The 17,766-nt window shown below is 35.9% G+C and carries 19 protein-coding genes; 12 read left to right on the forward strand and 7 right to left on the reverse strand.

All coding sequences use genetic code 11. From position 1 onward, the window contains the following. The first annotated feature begins 52 nt into the window (after positions 1–52). The 5 genes from hutU to LRP83_RS19800 all read left to right on the forward strand — a co-directional run bounded on the left by hutU (position 53) and on the right by LRP83_RS19800 (position 5,463). On the forward strand, positions 53–1,714 hold the full coding sequence (gene hutU, locus LRP83_RS19785) for a urocanate hydratase (protein WP_230498452.1): 1,662 nt from the start codon (positions 53–55) through the stop codon (positions 1,712–1,714). Positions 1,715–1,730: 16 nt separating this feature from the next. Then, positions 1,731–3,005, forward strand: a complete 1,275-nt coding sequence (hutI, locus tag LRP83_RS19790) for an imidazolonepropionase (RefSeq protein ID WP_230498473.1) — start codon at positions 1,731–1,733, stop codon at positions 3,003–3,005. Beyond that, a complete protein-coding gene (locus LRP83_RS19795; protein ID WP_230498453.1) occupies positions 2,999–3,988 on the forward strand; it encodes an agmatinase family protein in 990 nt (329 codons plus the stop codon). Before hutI ends, LRP83_RS19795 begins: the two co-directional genes overlap by 7 nt. Before the next feature lie 97 nt (positions 3,989–4,085). Then, a complete protein-coding gene (locus LRP83_RS23250) occupies positions 4,086–4,220 on the forward strand; it encodes a hypothetical protein (RefSeq protein WP_290369590.1) in 135 nt (44 codons plus the stop codon). A 55-nt stretch (positions 4,221–4,275) separates the two neighbouring features. Then, entirely contained in the window at positions 4,276–5,463 is a 1,188-nt protein-coding gene (locus tag LRP83_RS19800; RefSeq protein WP_230498454.1) for a DHH family phosphoesterase, read from the forward strand. Positions 5,464–5,625: 162 nt separating this feature from the next. Here the strand turns inward: LRP83_RS19800 and LRP83_RS19805 are convergent, their stop codons facing one another. Then, positions 5,626–5,868: a YkuS family protein gene (locus LRP83_RS19805; protein WP_230498456.1), complete on the reverse strand. Its 243-nt coding sequence runs from the start codon at positions 5,866–5,868 to the stop codon at positions 5,626–5,628. A 115-nt stretch (positions 5,869–5,983) separates the two neighbouring features. Between LRP83_RS19805 and LRP83_RS19810 the strand changes: the two genes are divergently transcribed. After that, positions 5,984–6,118, forward strand: coding sequence for a YuzL family protein (locus tag LRP83_RS19810; RefSeq protein WP_230498457.1), 135 nt, complete (start codon positions 5,984–5,986; stop codon positions 6,116–6,118). Between the two features lie 40 nt (positions 6,119–6,158). Here the strand turns inward: LRP83_RS19810 and LRP83_RS19815 are convergent, their stop codons facing one another. The 3 genes from LRP83_RS19815 to LRP83_RS19825 form a co-directional block, all read right to left on the reverse strand. After that, positions 6,159–7,778 (reverse strand): ABC-F family ATP-binding cassette domain-containing protein, encoded by a 1,620-nt coding sequence (locus LRP83_RS19815; RefSeq protein WP_230498458.1) that lies wholly within the window; start codon positions 7,776–7,778, stop codon positions 6,159–6,161. 427 nt (positions 7,779–8,205) lie between these two features. Continuing rightward, complete coding sequence (locus tag LRP83_RS19820) at positions 8,206–8,808, reverse strand: SCO family protein (protein WP_230498459.1); 603 nt, start codon at positions 8,806–8,808, stop codon at positions 8,206–8,208. Between the two features lie 117 nt (positions 8,809–8,925). Beyond that, positions 8,926–9,627 carry a Crp/Fnr family transcriptional regulator gene (locus tag LRP83_RS19825; protein WP_230498460.1) on the reverse strand — a complete coding sequence of 234 codons (702 nt, stop codon included), beginning with the start codon at positions 9,625–9,627 and terminating at the stop codon, positions 8,926–8,928. 237 nt (positions 9,628–9,864) lie between these two features. Here LRP83_RS19825 and napA point away from each other — a divergent pair, with 237 nt between their 5' ends. The 5 genes from napA to LRP83_RS19850 all read left to right on the forward strand — a co-directional run bounded on the left by napA (position 9,865) and on the right by LRP83_RS19850 (position 16,003). After that, positions 9,865–12,405 carry a nitrate reductase catalytic subunit NapA gene (napA, locus tag LRP83_RS19830; protein WP_230498461.1) on the forward strand — a complete coding sequence of 847 codons (2,541 nt, stop codon included), beginning with the start codon at positions 9,865–9,867 and terminating at the stop codon, positions 12,403–12,405. 14 nt (positions 12,406–12,419) lie between these two features. Continuing rightward, positions 12,420–12,830 (forward strand): nitrate reductase cytochrome c-type subunit, encoded by a 411-nt coding sequence (locus tag LRP83_RS19835; protein ID WP_230498462.1) that lies wholly within the window; start codon positions 12,420–12,422, stop codon positions 12,828–12,830. Between the two features lie 54 nt (positions 12,831–12,884). Further along, on the forward strand, positions 12,885–13,151 hold the full coding sequence (locus tag LRP83_RS19840; protein ID WP_230498463.1) for a chaperone NapD: 267 nt from the start codon (positions 12,885–12,887) through the stop codon (positions 13,149–13,151). Then, positions 13,148–13,705: a 4Fe-4S dicluster domain-containing protein gene (locus LRP83_RS19845; RefSeq protein ID WP_230498464.1), complete on the forward strand. Its 558-nt coding sequence runs from the start codon at positions 13,148–13,150 to the stop codon at positions 13,703–13,705. The genes LRP83_RS19840 and LRP83_RS19845 overlap by 4 nt, the downstream gene beginning before the upstream one ends. Positions 13,706–14,077: 372 nt before the next feature. Then, the gene (locus tag LRP83_RS19850) at positions 14,078–16,003 is read left to right on the forward strand and encodes an endonuclease MutS2 (RefSeq protein WP_230498465.1); all 1,926 of its coding nucleotides are present in this window, start codon (positions 14,078–14,080) and stop codon (positions 16,001–16,003) included. A 48-nt stretch (positions 16,004–16,051) separates the two neighbouring features. Here LRP83_RS19850 and LRP83_RS23255 read toward each other — a convergent pair whose 3' ends face one another. Next, a complete protein-coding gene (locus LRP83_RS23255) occupies positions 16,052–16,177 on the reverse strand; it encodes a hypothetical protein (RefSeq protein WP_290369591.1) in 126 nt (41 codons plus the stop codon). 231 nt (positions 16,178–16,408) lie between these two features. Here LRP83_RS23255 and LRP83_RS19855 point away from each other — a divergent pair, with 231 nt between their 5' ends. After that, complete coding sequence (locus tag LRP83_RS19855; protein WP_290369592.1) at positions 16,409–16,594, forward strand: cold-inducible protein YdjO-related protein; 186 nt, start codon at positions 16,409–16,411, stop codon at positions 16,592–16,594. Between the two features lie 26 nt (positions 16,595–16,620). Here the strand turns inward: LRP83_RS19855 and LRP83_RS19860 are convergent, their stop codons facing one another. Continuing rightward, a complete protein-coding gene (locus LRP83_RS19860; protein WP_230498468.1) occupies positions 16,621–16,806 on the reverse strand; it encodes a hypothetical protein in 186 nt (61 codons plus the stop codon). Positions 16,807–17,534: 728 nt separating this feature from the next. Further along, entirely contained in the window at positions 17,535–17,669 is a 135-nt protein-coding gene (gene yhfH / locus LRP83_RS19865; protein ID WP_230498469.1) for a protein YhfH, read from the reverse strand. Positions 17,670–17,766: the final 97 nt, after the last annotated feature.

Raw genomic sequence — 17,766 nt, forward strand, 5'->3', positions numbered from 1 at the left:
CTGAAATTATACGTTTTAAACTTATTATATAAACATTTTTGGAGGGATAGAAATGAAAGCGGAAACAAAGCGCGTTATTACTAATTATCATGGAACTGAGCTACACACTAAAGGTTGGATTCAAGAAGCGGCTTTAAGAATGCTAATGAATAATTTAGATCAGGATGTCGCGGAAAATCCCGCAGAACTAGTTGTATATGGTGGAATTGGAAAGGCTGCACGAAATTGGGATTGCTATGACGCGATTGTAGATACTTTAAAAAATCTGGAGAGTAATGAAACGCTCCTAGTACAGTCAGGAAAGCCTGTAGCAGTATTTCGTACCCATGAGGATGCTCCAAGGGTCTTGATTGCGAATTCTAATATAGTACCAGCTTGGGCAAATTGGGAAACCTTCCATGAACTTGATAAAAAAGGGCTAATGATGTATGGACAAATGACTGCAGGAAGCTGGATATATATTGGAAGTCAAGGTATTGTCCAAGGTACGTATGAGACATTTGCAGAACTAGCTCGACAACATTTTACTGGATCATTAAAGCAAACGATTACCTTAACGGCTGGTTTAGGGGGAATGGGTGGAGCGCAAACACTTGCTGTCACAATGAACGAAGGTGTTTGTATTGCGATTGATGTTAGTGAAACAAGCATTCAGCGCCGTTTAGATACAAAATATTTAGATGTGAAAACAGAGTCACTTGAAGAGGCTATTACACTTGCTAAAGAAGCAAAAGCAGCAGGTCGTGCCCTTTCCATTGGACTTCTTGGGAACGCTGCTGAAGTATTACCGCAAATGATTGCCATGGGTTTTATCCCTGATGTTTTAACAGACCAAACGTCTGCACACGATCCATTAAACGGTTATATACCAGTAGGATTTAACCTTGAACAAGCAGCACAGCTTAGAAGTGCTGATCCAGTCGAATATGTGAAACTATCAAAGCAAAGTATGGCTACGCATGTGAAAGCAATGCTCGAAATGCAAAAACGAGGAGCCGTTACTTTTGATTATGGAAATAACATTCGTCAAGTAGCAAAAGATGAAGGAGTAGAAAATGCCTTTGATTTCCCAGGCTTTGTCCCTGCTTATATTCGTCCGCTTTTCTGTGAAGGGAAAGGACCATTCCGCTGGGTAGCATTATCTGGTGACCCTGAAGATATATATAAGACCGATGAAGTCATTCTAAGGGAATTTGCAGACAACGAGCATTTATGCAAATGGATAAAAATGGCTCAAGAAAAAATTCAATTCCAAGGCTTACCTTCCCGGATTTGCTGGTTAGGTTATGGCGAACGTGCTCGTTTTGGAAAAATTATTAATGATATGGTCGCAAGTGGAGAATTAAAAGCCCCTATCGTTATTGGTCGAGATCATTTAGATTCAGGTTCTGTAGCCTCGCCAAACCGTGAAACGGAAGGAATGAAGGATGGTAGTGACGCTGTAGCGGATTGGCCAATATTAAATGCAATGATTAACGCCGTTGGGGGAGCTAGCTGGGTATCTGTCCATCACGGTGGAGGAGTAGGAATGGGATACTCTCTACATGCAGGTATGGTAATTGTCGCTGATGGTACAGAGGCCGCGGAAAAACGCTTAGAAAGAGTGTTAACGACTGATCCAGGAATGGGAATTGTTCGCCATGTCGATGCGGGCTATGATTTAGCAATTAAGACCGCTAAAGAAAAAGGCGTACACATTCCGATGATGGAGTAAAGGGGGACTTCTAGTGATAGAAAGAACAATTTTTATTGAAAATGCCGAACAACTTATCACTTTAAAAGGACTTTCGGGTAAGCCTGCTACATTTGAAAAAATGAGCTCACTATCAGTAATCGAAAGTGGAGCAATCTTAATCGAAAATGGGATAATAGTTGATGTTGGAACTACCGAAGACCTCAGACATAAATATTCTTCTAAAATAGAAGAAGCAGAATGTATTGATGCCTCTGGGAAAATCGTTCTTCCAGGATTTGTTGATCCTCATACACATATTGTTTATAAGGGTAGTAGAGAGAATGAGTTTAATATGAGACTTAATGGAGCTACCTACATGGAAATCATGAATGCAGGTGGTGGTATTCACTCTACGACTTCTAAAACAAGAGAGGCAACTGAAGAGGAGCTTTTTACGGAGAGTATGAATCGATTAAATAAGTTTCTACTTCATGGAGTTACTACCATTGAAGCGAAAAGTGGATATGGAATGGACTGGGATACGGAATACAAACAATTAAAAGTTGCTAAACGGCTTAATGAAGAACACCCAATTGATGTGGTGAGCACCTTTATGGGAGCTCATGCTGTACCTAAAGAATATAAAGAAAAGCCTGATGTATACGTTGAGCTTGTAATCAATGAAATGTTACCTAAGGTGGCTGCTGAAAAGCTGGCTGAATTTAATGATGTTTTCTGTGAGCGAGGGGTTTTTACGCCAGAGCAAACACGACTTATTTTAGAGGCTGGGAAAAAGTATGGATTAATTGCTAAAATTCACGCAGACGAAATTGAACCATATGAAGGTGCTGAGTTAGCTGCTGAGGTCGGGGCGATATCAGCTGATCATCTTTTGAAAGCATCTGAAAATGGGATTAAAGCGATGGCAGAAAAAGGGGTAGTTGGGGTGTTATTACCTGGTACTGCTTTCTTTTTAATGACTGAGGCAGCCAACGGACGTAAGATGATTGATCTTGGTTTACCGGTAGCTATTTCAACTGATTGTAATCCTGGTTCTTCACCAACTGTATCCACACACTTAATTATGAATTTGGCTTGTCTTCATATGGGATTAACACCTGCTGAAGTCATTACTGCTGCAACTATTAATGCAGCGCATGCTATTAACCGTGCAAATGAAGTTGGAAGTTTAGAAGTCGGAAAAAAAGCGGATATACTAATTGCGAATGTACCTAACTACATGCAGCTTCAATACCATTTTGGTATGAATCATACAGATACCGTGATAAAAGCTGGAGAGATTGTCGTTCAAGGAGGGGTTAGATGTTAAACCTTCCTATTGAGTACCCATCTTTTTATTGGTCACAAACAAAAACGGCTATTGATTTAAAAGTTAAAGATTGGATAGACCAACGTATCCCTACGGATGAGGACGCTTTATTAAAGAGACAATGGGATATTGTTGTGATGGGTGCCCCTCTATCGAGATCATCAATCAGTGCATCGGGAGCATCTGAATTTCCCGAGCATTTCCGAAAAGCATGGAAGGGTTTTTCCACATATAATATTGATACCGACCAAGATTTAAGAGATTTACGTGTTCTCGATTTTGGAGATATCGAAATGCATGTGACCGATATTAACAAATGTCACTCAAATATTAAAATGTCTATGGAGGGGATTTGCAAGGAATATCCTAATTCCATTCCATTTACAATTGGCGGAGATCATTCGATTACTGCCATGCTCGTTTCAGGTTTGAAGGCAGCGGTACCATCTCGGGAAATTGGTATTTTACAGTTTGATACTCATTTGGATTTAAGAGACTTGAAAGATCAAGGTCCTTCAAATGGAACACCGATACGCAACTTAATTGAAAATGGTATCGTCAAGGGGTCAAATGTATATAACATAGGATTACATGGCTTCTTCAACGGCCCATCTTTAATTAACTATGCAAAAGAACAGAAGGTAAATTATATTACTTTAAGGCAAGCTAGAACGAATGGGATAATTGAAACAGTTAGCAAGGCCATTCAAGAATTAGAGTCTAAGGTAGACTATATTTACTTAACGATTGATATGGATGTTCTGGACATTGCTTACGCGCCTGGAGTGCCAGCTTCTACTACAGGCGGTATGAGAACAGATGAACTTTTTGATGCTGTAATTACAGCAGGAAGATCCTCCAAAATAAGAGCTGTAGATATTGTTTGCCTTGATCCGAATCGAGATTCTTCTGCCTTACCAACTGTCAAAGCAGGGGTACACACATTTCTTTCCTTTCTTTCTGGATTCTTAAATAAGGGCTAAAATCATTTTTGGACTCGAGTTTTTACTCGGGTCTTTATTTATTTGGTATAAAACTGCTTATGGTTTAAAATCTTAATAATGTTAAGGAGGTTGGAACATGTCCAAAAAGAAAACAGAAGAATCGATTAAATTAAGTCTTGAATCAGATGGGAAAATGGGAAACAATTCAAAACAAAATCAAAAAAAACGAAAGGAAGTTGAATTTTTCAACACCACCCCAAGTAGTGAGTAGAATCCATTAAAAAGGACAAAATTCATTTATATTTCATCGAAAAGGGGGAGAAGAAATGCATCATCTTTTTACACATAATGATCTAGATGGAGTAGGTTGTGGTATCCTAGCAAAAATAGCCTTCGGAGAAAATGTCCAGGTACGCTATAATTCGATTTCAAGCCTTGACCATCAATTAGGGCAATACCTTGAAAAGTTATCAGAAGAACAATATCAAGATAGATTGTTCATTACCGATATGTCCCCGAATGATGAAATAGCAGAGAAGCTAAATAGTATCGTTCAAGATGGCGCAAAGGTTCGCTTAATTGACCATCATAAATCAGCCTACTATTTAAATGACTTCTCATGGGCAATGGTCAAAGTAGAGACGGAAAACGGCAAATTAGCTTCTGCCACATCATTATTTTATGATTATTTAAAACAACATCAGTTAATTGATTCATCTACTGTAATTAATGAATTTGTTGAGTTAGTTAGGCAGTATGATACATGGGAATGGGACGAAAATAACAATCAACAAGCTAAACGGTTAAATGACTTATTCTTTCTACTATCGATTGATGAATTTGAAGAAAAGATGTTGAGAAGATTACAAGAAAATGAGCATTTTGATTTTGATGAATTTGAACAAAAGCTGTTGGAGATGGAAGAGGGTAAAATCGAAAGATACATTCGAAGAAAAAAACGTGAGTTAGTCCAAACGATGATAGATGACTATTGTGTAGGTATCGTTCATGCAGAGTCTTATCATTCTGAGTTGGGGAATGAATTGGGGAAGGAAAATCCTCATATTGACTATATCGCCTTATTAAATATGGGAAACAAGAAAATAAGTTATCGGACTATCCATGACCATATTGACGTATCAAAGGTTGCTGAACATTTCGGTGGCGGTGGTCATGCAAAAGCTTCAGGCTCATCCATGTCAAAACAAGCGTATTGTATGTATGTGGAAAATATTTTTCTACTAGACCCTATCCGATTGGATGCCTTTAAAAATCGATTCAATGTAAAAGGATCTAGGCGAGGCGTTCTCTACGATAATCGTGAAGGAGAAAAATTCTTTATCTCCCAAAATTCAGAAGGGAATTGGGAGGTTGAAAAGAATGGTCATACGACGGATAAACAGTTTGATTCATTCGAAGATGCAGAAAATTATTTAAAGAGACGTCATTATGCTGCTTTGGTTAAAGATGATTTGTTTGTCGATTATCTGCTTGAAATTAAACGAAAAAGTTAATAGAAAAGGGTATTAAAATAAAGGCTATAACTAGAAGGGGGACTTCTAATTATAGCCTTTATCATTTAGAGAGAAACAAGAAGGAAAATGATCGCCGTTAATAAAATTTAATTAAAGATAGAAGGGAGGGGTCTGTGAAAACATGAACAGACCCGTCTATTCTTATTGAAGTCGACTTTCAACTTGTTGACATACTTCTTCTGCAGATAAACCACTAGCTTCAATAACAGACCCTTTTGTAAAAGTATCTTGCATACCCATTACATTAGAATCTCCACCAGTCACAACACAACAAGCACAATCCTGTGCATCGGATTCTTGTTTTAACTCCACAACATCATAGCCTTTTTCACGTAATGCTTGTTGGATATTGGTAAGGGATTGTTCTACACCTACTTTAGCCATTTGCATACACCTCCTCCAACTAGTAAGATTTCCTATCCTTGATGTGTTTATTCTAATTTAATACCGCATAAATCGGAAAACAATTTGAGAGGATATGTATATGGAGGTGGCGAAAATGTCAAAACGAAAAAAAGATCCTTCCACTATTGGATTAAATTCACCACAAGTAGAAGGTCAGGGTACTACAAATCGTGAAACTGGCAGAACTAAAGCAGATTCATCAAGAAATAAACAAGATAAGAATTTATAAGAAAAGTTAAAAGGAGCCGAAAGTATCGGCTCCTTCATGATTAGAGATACATGGTTGAAATTTGTTTCTGTAAATCAGTGTCCTCTAAATATTCATCATAGGTCATTACTTTATCAACAAGGCCACTAGGAGTTATCTCTAGAATGCGATTCGCAATGGTTTGAACAAATTGGTGGTCATGAGAAGTGAAAAGCATGGATCCCTTAAAATTAATTAATCCATCATTTAGTGCAGTGATTGATTCTAAGTCTAAATGGTTTGTTGGCTCATCAAGTAATAAGACATTTGAACTGCTTAACATCATTTTTGACAGCATACAACGTACTTTTTCTCCTCCAGACAGAACACTTGCTTTCTTCAGTACTTCTTCACCAGAAAACAGCATACGTCCTAAAAATCCTCTTAAGAAGCTTTCGCTATCATCTTTTGGTGAGAACTGTCTTAACCAGTCCACTAAATTAAGCTCACAGCCTTCGAAGAACTCTGAGTTGTCCTTAGGGAAATATGCTTGAGAAGTTGTGATTCCCCACTTAAAGGTTCCGTCATCCGCTTCCATTTCACCCGTTAGAATTTTAAATAATGTCGTATTTGCAATTTCGTTTTTACCAACTAATGCGATTTTATCGTCTTTATTCATGATAAAACTAATATTATCAAGAACTTTTACACCATCGATTGTTTTTGTTAAACCATCAACACGTAATAGATCATTTCCAATCTCACGCTCAAGAGAAAAGCCCACATATGGGTAACGACGAGAAGATGGTCTAATGTCATCTAATGAAATTTTATCCAAAAGCTTTTTTCTTGATGTTGCTTGTTTGGACTTCGATGCATTAGCACTAAAGCGTGCGATAAAGGCTTGAAGTTCCTTGATTTTTTCTTCTTTTTTCTTATTCGTATCGGAAGCCATTCTCTGTGCTAGTTGGCTTGATTCATACCAGAAGTCATAATTTCCAACATAGATTTGAATCTTACTGAAATCAAGGTCAGCAATATGAGTACATACCTTGTTTAAAAAGTGACGGTCATGGGATACAACAATAACGGTATTTTCAAAGTTAATTAAAAATTCCTCTAACCATTGAATCGCTTTAATATCTAAGTGGTTCGTAGGCTCATCAAGTAAAAGGACGTCCGGCTTACCGAACAATGCTTGTGCTAGCAACACTTTTACTTTTTCTCCACCCGTTAAGTCTGCCATTACTTTAGTGTGCAAATCTTCAGTAATCCCTAATCCTTTTAAAAGAATAGCTGCTTCGGGCTCAGCTTCCCAACCATTTAATTCAGCGAATTCACCTTCAAGTTCTGCTGCTTTCATGCCATCTTCATCAGTGAAATTTTCTTTCATATAAATTGCATCTTTTTCCTGCATGACTTCATACAATCTTGTGTGACCCATAATGACCACTTTTAACACTTCTAAATCTTCGTATTCAAAGTGGTTTTGCTTTAATACAGCCATCCGCTCATTTGGACCCATTGAAACTGTTCCAGTTTGAGCTTCGATTTCTCCTGAGAGAATTTTTAAAAAAGTAGACTTTCCGGCGCCGTTTGCACCAATTAATCCGTAGCAGTTTCCAGGGTTAAATTTTATATTAACATCCTCAAAAAGTTTACGGTCACCATATCTTAATCCAACGTTTTGAACTGTAATCATGTATGCGATCCTCCATAACCAAAATATCCTTCAAAGTATAGCATATCTATGATAATAATTCATATTTTCAGGATGAAATGAATTGTTAATAAGGAAAATGCAAATTTTTAGCTGGATTTTTATTTAAAATTGAATTAAAATATCAAAAAATTATGTAAAAATTTAATAAACTTCTCAAATTTCCTGTAAAAATCGGTTATAATGATGACAGTCGGTTTTTAGCGAAGGGGAAGTTTACCATGTCAAAGAAGAAAATGGTTGATCTTGTCAATAGATTAAAACAGTCTGGAATTAAAGTAAGTTTAACAAAACCAAAGTCCTACTATCATTTATCTATACTAGGCAATCATAATTGTAAAATGGAAACTTATCTAAAATAAAAAAAGCGGTCATCATTCATTCATGATTGGCCGCTTTTTTTATGCTTTTATTCCAAATTCTCCATAATGGTTTCAAAAACTTGATCTTTATTAAAGTCCTCACCCATTGGAAATTTTTTAATAAATTTATTGTTTTCATCTACTAAAAATGTCATGGAAGTATGAACAAGATATCCGTCTCCAGGATCACGATACTGGAATTGTAATGAATCTGCTACACTCCGAATTTTTGTATGTGCATCTTTTATATTTTGAGGGTCTCCTGTTAAAAAAATCCAATTTCCATCGTTTTCTATTTCGAATTTTTCCATATACTTCCTTAGTTCATCGGTTGTATCACGGTAAGGGTCGATAGTAATTGTAATAAATTCAACGTCTTTCCCATAAACACCTTTGTTTTGAAGGTCTTTTTTTAATAAATTCATCTTCTGAGTAGTGGTAGGACAAATATCTGGACAAAAAGTATAAATAAATTCAATCAATTTAACTTTTTTATGATCGTCACCGAAGCGGTATTCCTCACCATTTTGGTCGATTAAGATCGTTTCATCAGGTATTTGTGCATTTGCATCGCGAATTAGTAAAAAAGAAACTCCTATAAGAATACCTAGAAAAACTAGTACAAAACTAATAATGATACCTTTCTTCATAAAAAAAACCCCCTTACCGTCTAAGATAAAGAAATTTTCGTGAAAAAGGAATGGACAATTTGTGAACAAATACTAGTTTGCACTAAAAACAAGTCAAATACGGTGTTAATTGTTCTTCTATTCAATATTACAAAGAGCAGCTGGACAATTCTCACAATCAATCTCTTTTTTCAAATAATCGAGATTGTGTATGATAATTGTCTTTCGGTCAATCGTAATTATTTTCATTTTTCTTAGTTCTGAGAGCATTCTACTAACACTTTCCCTGGCGGTACCCGTAAAATTCGCTAAATCTTGATTTGTTAATGGAACGGTAATAGTGATTCCGTTATCATGCTTATCACCATAGCTATTACTAAATCGGATTAACGTGGAATAAAGTGCTCCCTTTCTACCATGTAATACTAAATCCCTAAACTTGGTAATCGTTTTTCGGAAATGGTCATTCATCCACTTCATAAATTCATAGGCTAATTGAGTGTTTTCAAATAGAGCCTTTTCTAAAGCTTCAATATTAATAGCTGCTACGGTACTATCCTCTAAAGCAAGTGCATTAAATAAATACTTCGGCTGAAATGTAAATAATGTAAGTTCACCGATAATATCATTTTTTTTACATAGTCTTAAACTTAGTTCTCTACCTTCAGCGTTCATTTTAGATATTTGGAATTTACCTGATGATATGATAAAAATTTCAGCAGCAGGTTGGCCCTCCTGGAAGAGATAAGCTCCCTTCTTTACTTCGATTCCTCTATCTGCCGATTTTAAGAGCTCGTTTAATTCATATGATAAAGGGGAATCGAGTTGATTTTGCTCCATTTATATCACCCTACCTAACTTATTTATCTAACTTTAATGAAAATTCACCTTTCTGGTCAATGGAAGTTCTGTGACATTTATCAATACACAAGTAAATTAGTAAATTTTTATTGTTCATACTATTTTCAAAAAATTTTGAACAAATTGTTACATGTGGTAATTGTCACAGAATTGCTTCCTTTTAATATCTAGGATGGAATTATTAGGTAAGAAATTATTTTTTGGGAGGGAAATGAGTTGGAGATAACAAGAAGATCGTTATTGAAAGCGACAGCAGTTTCATTAACATTGGCTGCAGCTGGATGCAAACAAAAAGAAAATCAGCAGGTTGTTAGCGAAGCACCAAAAATTTCGACAGTTGAACCAGATGAATGGAAAGCAGCAGCTTGTCGTTTTTGTGGCACTGGTTGTGGTGTTCTGGTTGGAGTTAAGGATGGTAAAGTTATTGCTACAAAAGGAGATCCCGATAATCGCTCTAGTAAAGGGCTTAACTGTATAAAGGGATTCTATGTTGGAAAAATTCTTTTCGGTGAGGATCGTCTAACTAAGCCTTTGATTCGAATAGATAAAACAAAAAAAGGAACGATGGAAGGATTTAGAGAGGCGACTTGGGAGGAAGCTCTTGATTTAATTGCTAAAAATTTAATAGAAAACTATAAAAAGGATCCAAAATCTATTGCGTTTTGGGGTTCAGGCCAACAAACAATTGCAGATGGATATGCGTCTGTAAAACTATGGAAAGCTGGACTATTAAATAATAATATCGATCCTAATGCTAGACTTTGTATGGCGAGTGCTGTTACAGGATTTATGTCCACCTTTCAATCTGATGAACCAATGGGTTCGTATAGAGATTTAGATGAAGCGGATGTCTATGTTACTTGGGGTGCAAACATGGCTGAAATGCACCCAGTATTATTTTCGCGGATTACAGCAAGGAAATTAAGTACTCCAGGTGTTAAGTTCTATGACTTAACTACAAGAAAGTCAAGAACATCTGAAATGGCAGATACAACTATGGTTTTCCGTCCGCAAACTGATTTGGCTATTGCGAATGCCATCATAAATTATTTAATTCAAAATAATAAATATGACAAAAAGTTTGTCGACGAGCATTTACAATTTAAAGCTGGGACGGAAAATTTAGGACATTCCTACGAGGATGGATACGATAAATCAGAAGTCGGAGCAGTTGCAGACAAAGATTGGAATATCACTTTCGAGGAATTTAAAGAAATGGTAAAACCTTATACCTTTGAGTATGTTTCAACGCTTTCGAATGTACCAGCAGCCGATTTAGAGGCACTTGCAAAGGAATTTGCTGATCCAAATAAAAAAATCGTTAGCTTATGGACGATGGGAATGAACCAACATACACGTGGTACTTGGATAAATAATTTAGTATATAATATTCATTTATTAACAGGTAAAATCAGTAAGCCTGGAAGTGGTCCTTTCTCATTGACTGGTCAACCAAGTGCATGCGGTACTGCACGAGAGGTAGGGGTATTCTCGCACAGATTACCATCTGATTTAGTCGTAAAAAATCCAGAGCATAGACAGTATGCAGAATTAGTATGGAATCTTCCCAAAGGATATTTGGACCCGATTGAAACACCTGGATATCATACTGTAAAAATGTTTAGAGAATTAGGTAATGGTAATGTCAAATTCATGTGGAGTATGTCCAATAACTGGGGACAAACAATGCCAAAGTTAAATCGTTTTAGAGGTAATGATGCAAATGGAAAAGGTGTTAAAGATGGTTTTATAGTCGTATCTGAAGTATATCCGACTCGTTCTACAGAATTGGCAGACGTAGTGTTGCCTGCGGCAATGTGGATAGAACGTGAAGGTCAGTTTGGAAATGCCGAGCGCCGTACAAACGTTTGGCGTAAAGTCGTTGAAGCTCCTGGTGAGGCAAAATATGATATTTGGGCGATTGTACAAGTAGCAAAACGTGTCCTTGAAGGAAGGAAAATAGGTACTAAACCAGCCTTCGATGTACTCTTTGGGAATGTCTGGGATTACGATAAAAATGATCTTCTTGAGGACGAGTATGAAGTGAATAAGCGTCTATTTGAAGAATATCGGTCATTCACAAATCCTCATTTGAACCAAAATAAGGAAATTCAAGAGCTTGGGAAAAAATTAAAGCTAAAAGCAAAGCAGATCGCGCCATACGATGAATATATCAAACAGCATGGTATAGCTTGGCCAGTACGTGAAGTAAATGGTGAATGGGTTGAAACAAATTGGCGATACGCTAATGGTAAGCAAGAGGATGGATTCGATCAATATGGTATTGAAGAATTTGGAGCTGCAGGCAAATACCAAGAAATTGATTTTTATAAATCAACAGACCACCGCCCATCAGTGATCTTCCGCCCTTTTGAAGATGCCGCTGAAATCCCTGATGAAGAATATCCTTACTGGTTATGTACCGGTAGAGTTCTTGAGCATTGGCACAGTGGGACTATGACTAGACGTGTGCCTGAACTGCATCGTGCTGTACCTGAGGCATTGTGTGAGATTCATCCAGATGATGCTATTAGTTTAGGTATTAAGGACGGGGACATGGTGAAAGTTGTTTCTCGTCGTGGAGAGGTTGCTGTAAAGGCGACAACGAAGGGGAGAGGTAATCCGCCAAAAGGTTTAATTTATGTACCATTTTTTGCCGAAGAAACTTTAATTAATTTAGTAACCTTAGACTGTTACTGCCCTATTTCAAAGCAGCCTGATTATAAAAAGTGTGCAGTGAAAATCGTTAAGGCATAGAGGAGGGATGAAAAATGAGAGGAAAAGAGTTAATTTTTGTAATTGCTTTTGCCTTTGTTTTATTTAGTGCAGTCGGAATATCAAAACTTTCTACATCATCTGAGACAGCTAGTACAACTCCAAAATTAAACCTAAACCAACCATTGGTCGTTACACAACTTGAGGAAGAGGGAAGAGAAAAATCAGCAACAATGGTTTTAGTTGGTGCACCACCGATGCAGCCTGTTAATCACATTGAACGCTGGAATCCAGAAAAGCATCATGAGAGCTGTATGGCTTGTCATAGTAATCCAGCCACTGGGGCTCCTACACCACCAGTAAATCATTTTTACAATGATGATACAAAGGATAAAATTTATCGAGATAATTGTCAACAATGTCATGCCACACAAAATGATACAAAAACAGCGTTTAATAGCAAGTAATTAGCAAGCAATACATCTTTGACCTTCATTATGTGTTGATTAGGAGGAGCAAATGTGGTTATTTCTGGTATGTATATTGAAACCATTGAAGGGGCAGCGGTGGAAGTCGCTATGCAGTTAAAAAACCTTGAAGGGGTTGAAGTTCATCATATTGAAGAGGAAACGAATAAAATAGTGTTAACATTAGAAGCTCATTCAGTTGATAAAAGTTATCATATTGCAGATACCTTTAAATTAATTGAGGGTGTACTTTCAACTTGTTTAGTCTATAGTAATTTTGAAGAGGATCCTTTTTATAAAAAAGCAGATGGTTTTCAATGACAGAGGATTTAAATCGAAGAAATTATTTGAAATTAAATTTGAAATCAAGTTTCGGTTTTTTTAGTCATGTAATAGCGTCTCAATTCGAACAAGAGAGAGAGTGTTATCGTCCTCCAGGTGCAGGAAATGAGCTTGATTTTCTCACATCTTGTACACGTTGTGGTAAATGTAAAGAAGAATGCCCGGAAGGTATTATAAGCTTGCTACCGGTCGAGAGTGGTGCAACCAAAATGAATACACCATATATTGACCCAAATGTAAAACCGTGTACTTTCTGTAATAAGTGTATTGACGTTTGTCCAACGGATGCTCTTCATTTAGAACATTTAATTAAAAATCCTGCAATAGGGATAGCATCAATCCGTATAGATGGGTGTATCGCCCATCTAAACGTAATGTGCGATTATTGCTTCCGAGCTTGTCCTCACGAGGGTTCCTTGAAGATAGCGGATGGAATACCAATAGTAAATGAGGATAAATGTACTGGCTGTGGAATTTGTGTTTCACGCTGTATCAGTGAACACAAAGGCATATGGATAAAATTATTGACATAATTTTCAATTTTAAGTATTATTAGGGTGATATTTAATGTAAGGGAGAAATGTTGTATGTTAGGTGCCGTTCTTAACTAACCGTCAATTAAATACGGACATTCCAAAGTGGTGGCTTCCTGTAATTGTGGAGGTTTAGTTTCTTATTGCCTTGGAATGATTGTTAAGAACAACGTCATAGCAGACAATATCATCTATTTAACTGTAGCTATGTCTCTTAGGCATAGCTTTTATTTTTTGATTAGATGTAATTTATGTTTTTCTAATAATGAATCAGGGATAACCTGTGTTTATTTTTAGACTTTAATGACATTTTGTTCATTAAGGTCTTTTTTGTGTTTTTTAATAAATTTTTTTTGATAAAGGAGATAGACAATGAATCATCAAACATTTGAGGTTTTAGAATTTAATCGTATTAAAGAAATGATTGCTAGTTATGCCCTAACAGGGGAAGGAAAGAAACAAGTATTGAACTTATTCCCTTCCATTAACAAAAAACAAGTTCAGAGTTGGCAGGATGAACTTTCAGAAGCTGTTGCTATTTTAAAAATAAGTAGTAGTGTACCTGTACATGGATTAGAGGGTATGGAACAAATCTTGAAAGGAGTGAATAAAGGAGTTGCCTTAAAGCCAGAGCAATTATCGAAATTACTTCACTTTCTAGATTGTTCTGCTAAGATGAGGAGATTCATGAAGGATAAAGAATTTGTGGCACCAAATGTAGCATCCTATATTCATTCCATTTCGGAGCTCCCAAACGTAGCAATCGAGATACAAAGATGTATTAGAAATGGGATGATTGACGATTACGCAAGTAAAGAATTATTAAAGGTACGAAAGCAAAAAACAATTTTAGAAGAGCGTCTTAAAGAAAAAGTTTCGCAAATATTGAAATCATCCAAGTATAAAGCCTATTTACAGGAAGCGGTAGTAAGTCAACGAGATGGGCGCTTTGTTATTCCCATTAAAAAGGAATATCGAAATAAAATAAAAGGGAATGTTATCGATACCTCATCATCAGGATCAACGATTTTTTTAGAACCTGAAGAATTGGCATTAGGTCAGGAACAATTATACTGGGTTCTGTTAGAGGAAGAACAAGAAGTTGAGAAAATTCTATTTTACTTAACAGGGTTAGTGGAAAGTCATGAAGGTGAAATTAGACTTGCGATGGAAACGATGATTCACTATGATTTCCTGTTTGCGAAAGCAAAGTATATTAGAGTGATTGATGGCTTACCAGTTGAAATCAATGAAGATCATCATATTCAATTAATTAATGCGAAACATCCTTTATTAGGTGCAAACGCGGTTCCGTTAAATATAGAATTAGGCAATGGATGTCATGCATTGGTCATTACTGGTCCTAATACAGGAGGGAAAACGGTCACAATTAAAACAGTCGGGTTATTTACCTTAATGGTTCAATCAGGACTGCATCTCCCAGTTGCAGAAGGATCCAAAATGAGTATTTTTCATAAAGTGCTGGTGGATATTGGTGATGGGCAGAGTATTGAACAAAATTTAAGCACTTTTAGTTCGAGAATTGTAAATATTGTTGAGATATTAAAAGAATCAAACGACCGAACATTAGTCCTGTTGGATGAACTTGGCTCAGGTACGGACCCTAGTGAAGGAATGGGATTAGCGACCGCCATTTTAGAGCAATTATATCTTAAAGGTTGTACGCTTCTAACTACTACTCATTATAATGAAATAAAGGAATTCGCCTACCATCATGAAGGATTTATCAATGGGTCGATGGAATTTGATCTTGATACATTAAGACCAACGTATCGATTGCAAATTGGTAAAGGTGGTGAAAGTCAGGCTTTTGCAATTGCACTCAAGCTAGGATTACACCCTAAAATCATTGAAAAAGCACACTTCATTACGTATAAAGAAAATAAACAGTATGATAATTCCGTAACAGATTCTCGATTACAACAGGAATTAGATAAACAAATCATTATTAATCGTCACCAAAATCGTATTAAAAAAGTAAAGGAAGTTACAAATTCACATTATTTTTCAATGGGAGATAATGTAATAGTTAGTCCTTCAAAAGAAATTGGTATTGTTTATATGGGGCCAGATTCAGTAGGCAATTATATCGTACAAATTAAAGGAGAAAAACATGAAATAAATCATAAAAGATTAAAATTATATATTTCAAAGCAAGAATTATATCCTGAAGACTATGATTTTGATATTATTTTTGATTCGAAGGACAATCGTAAGAAAAAGAAGCAAATGGGAAAGAAATATGTCGAGGGCTTAACAATCAAACACGATGAATAAATGAGTAAATTATTGATGTACTAGTTAAAAAGGCAGGTGATCCTGCCTTTATTTTTTTAAGTGTTTTTGAGCTAAAAGTAGTTTTACATCATTGTAGGAGAGACCTGAAGCGGCATTTTGTCTTTTCACTTCATCAATGTCAGTTCCTACAATCGTTCTCTTTTTATTTTGCATATAATCCTCCTTAGAAAACTTTTTAAAAGCTGTTTTCTCACATGAATTTGTTTTTCGAATTTCCTCTCCTTCCCTACAATAGTAGGGTTTCGGGCTCTTTTCCTTTCGAATTAAGTAATCATTTGAAAATAAATTGTACATGTAGAGGATTGGTTACCTCAATGTTTTAGAAAAGAGCTTTGTTAAAAAGTATAACTTTAGTTAATACTAAGGAAAAAGGAGGCGATTGTCATATTTTTTGGTAAAAAATCCTTAGAAGAAAAAGAAGAAATGATTTATGAAACTACAGATGTTTTCTCGTGTTCTGATGACCATTGTAATGGTTGGATGCGTAAAGAATATGCAACTGATGACTTACTTTGTCCAATTTGTGGGAACGAGACCATCCATGAGCTTAGAGAGTTGCCAAAAATTTAGTCTGACCCATTTATGGGTCAGATCCCCTATAAATTTTCATTTTGTTGCTTTATTTCATCACCTGTTAAAATCGCATTAGCTAACTCTAATTCTTTGTGAGCATCGACGGAATTACCAGGTATATTTTTGAAATTTGGGATTGCTTCACTTGATTGAATTGTTACTTGCTCACTCACTGGGCTATTTGTTAAGTACTGATCTTTATTACTCATATTAATTCACTCCTTAAGAAAAGGTTTCACTGATTGATAAACATTTATTCTATAAGAAAGAATGGAAATACTTGTGGAAAATTCACAATTTTGTAACAAATCATAAGAGTAATAATCTTGAATGGTGTTATAATATGAGTGTAAGGAATTAACATCTTCGGAGGCTCAACCATTTAGTGTTCGTTCCGTCTAATACGTGAACGATGACAAATGAATAGCTTTAAACTGACGTCCGTTAAAAAGATTTTTAGGCGATTACTCATTACCAAATTCCTGAAAAGATTCATCACTTTTTAAATTACATGAAACATCAGGTCGAAATTTTATTGGAGAGACAACTTTCTTTTACCTAATAAGTCATATACGTATTAGATAAGTTCTCTCAGCCAAAAGCTCAAGGAAATATTCGAGTGAAATTTCAGTACTAACCTGATGGTGTAATTAGGAAAATTAGCTTGATTCATCTTTTTAAGTAGGAAAGTGGATTGAGAATTAAACCTACAAATACTTTATTTAAAATGGACCGAAAAAAATGAGTCTTTAGGTAAGATTCAAAGAATGGTTTTGTTTCGATTTGATTGAAATAATTTCTGGTTCAACAGAAAAAATTCTTTCTAGTACGGAACAGACACACATTGGTATTTGAAAATGGCCGATGTTAATGGTTGGGTCCCCGAAGATGTTAAGAAAGCTCACTGGATAAATACCAGTGAGCTTTTTGTGTATTTCTATTCTTGTTTCTTTGCTAAACAACGATCGCACTCTAGTAGATAGGATTCAGCTTGTTCGTGAATATTTTGGCCACATTCCGCACAAATCTTTTTTGGTAAATTTCTAAAAAATTTAACTGGACTTTGTAACATTTCCAATTCCTCCTTTTTATAATACAGACTATGATTGATTAAGTTGTTGTAGTACAGTATAAGCAATAAAATTAATTTAGTGTAGACTTTTTTAACT

Origin of the sequence: Pseudoneobacillus rhizosphaerae, assembly GCF_917563885.1 — a bacterium.
Classification (GTDB): Bacteria; Bacillota; Bacilli; order Bacillales; family Cytobacillaceae; genus Pseudoneobacillus; species Pseudoneobacillus rhizosphaerae.

What these genes read in the sequence shown, in the direction of transcription:
- hutU (WP_230498452.1), top strand. Translation starts at nt 53, where the DNA reads ATGAAAGCGGAAACAAAGCGCGTTATTACTAATTATCATGGAACTGAG.
- LRP83_RS19795 (WP_230498453.1), top strand. Translation starts at nt 2,999, where the DNA reads ATGTTAAACCTTCCTATTGAGTACCCATCTTTTTATTGGTCACAAACA.
- LRP83_RS23250 (WP_290369590.1), top strand. Translation starts at nt 4,086, where the DNA reads ATGTCCAAAAAGAAAACAGAAGAATCGATTAAATTAAGTCTTGAATCA.
- LRP83_RS19800 (WP_230498454.1), top strand. Translation starts at nt 4,276, where the DNA reads ATGCATCATCTTTTTACACATAATGATCTAGATGGAGTAGGTTGTGGT.
- LRP83_RS19805 (WP_230498456.1), bottom strand. Translation starts at nt 5,868, where the DNA reads ATGGCTAAAGTAGGTGTAGAACAATCCCTTACCAATATCCAACAAGCA.
- LRP83_RS19810 (WP_230498457.1), top strand. Translation starts at nt 5,984, where the DNA reads ATGTCAAAACGAAAAAAAGATCCTTCCACTATTGGATTAAATTCACCA.
- LRP83_RS19815 (WP_230498458.1), bottom strand. Translation starts at nt 7,778, where the DNA reads ATGATTACAGTTCAAAACGTTGGATTAAGATATGGTGACCGTAAACTT.
- LRP83_RS19820 (WP_230498459.1), bottom strand. Translation starts at nt 8,808, where the DNA reads ATGAAGAAAGGTATCATTATTAGTTTTGTACTAGTTTTTCTAGGTATT.
- LRP83_RS19825 (WP_230498460.1), bottom strand. Translation starts at nt 9,627, where the DNA reads ATGGAGCAAAATCAACTCGATTCCCCTTTATCATATGAATTAAACGAG.
- LRP83_RS19835 (WP_230498462.1), top strand. Translation starts at nt 12,420, where the DNA reads ATGAGAGGAAAAGAGTTAATTTTTGTAATTGCTTTTGCCTTTGTTTTA.
- LRP83_RS19845 (WP_230498464.1), top strand. Translation starts at nt 13,148, where the DNA reads ATGACAGAGGATTTAAATCGAAGAAATTATTTGAAATTAAATTTGAAA.
- LRP83_RS19850 (WP_230498465.1), top strand. Translation starts at nt 14,078, where the DNA reads ATGAATCATCAAACATTTGAGGTTTTAGAATTTAATCGTATTAAAGAA.
- LRP83_RS23255 (WP_290369591.1), bottom strand. Translation starts at nt 16,177, where the DNA reads ATGCAAAATAAAAAGAGAACGATTGTAGGAACTGACATTGATGAAGTG.
- LRP83_RS19860 (WP_230498468.1), bottom strand. Translation starts at nt 16,806, where the DNA reads ATGAGTAATAAAGATCAGTACTTAACAAATAGCCCAGTGAGTGAGCAA.
- yhfH (WP_230498469.1), bottom strand. Translation starts at nt 17,669, where the DNA reads ATGTTACAAAGTCCAGTTAAATTTTTTAGAAATTTACCAAAAAAGATT.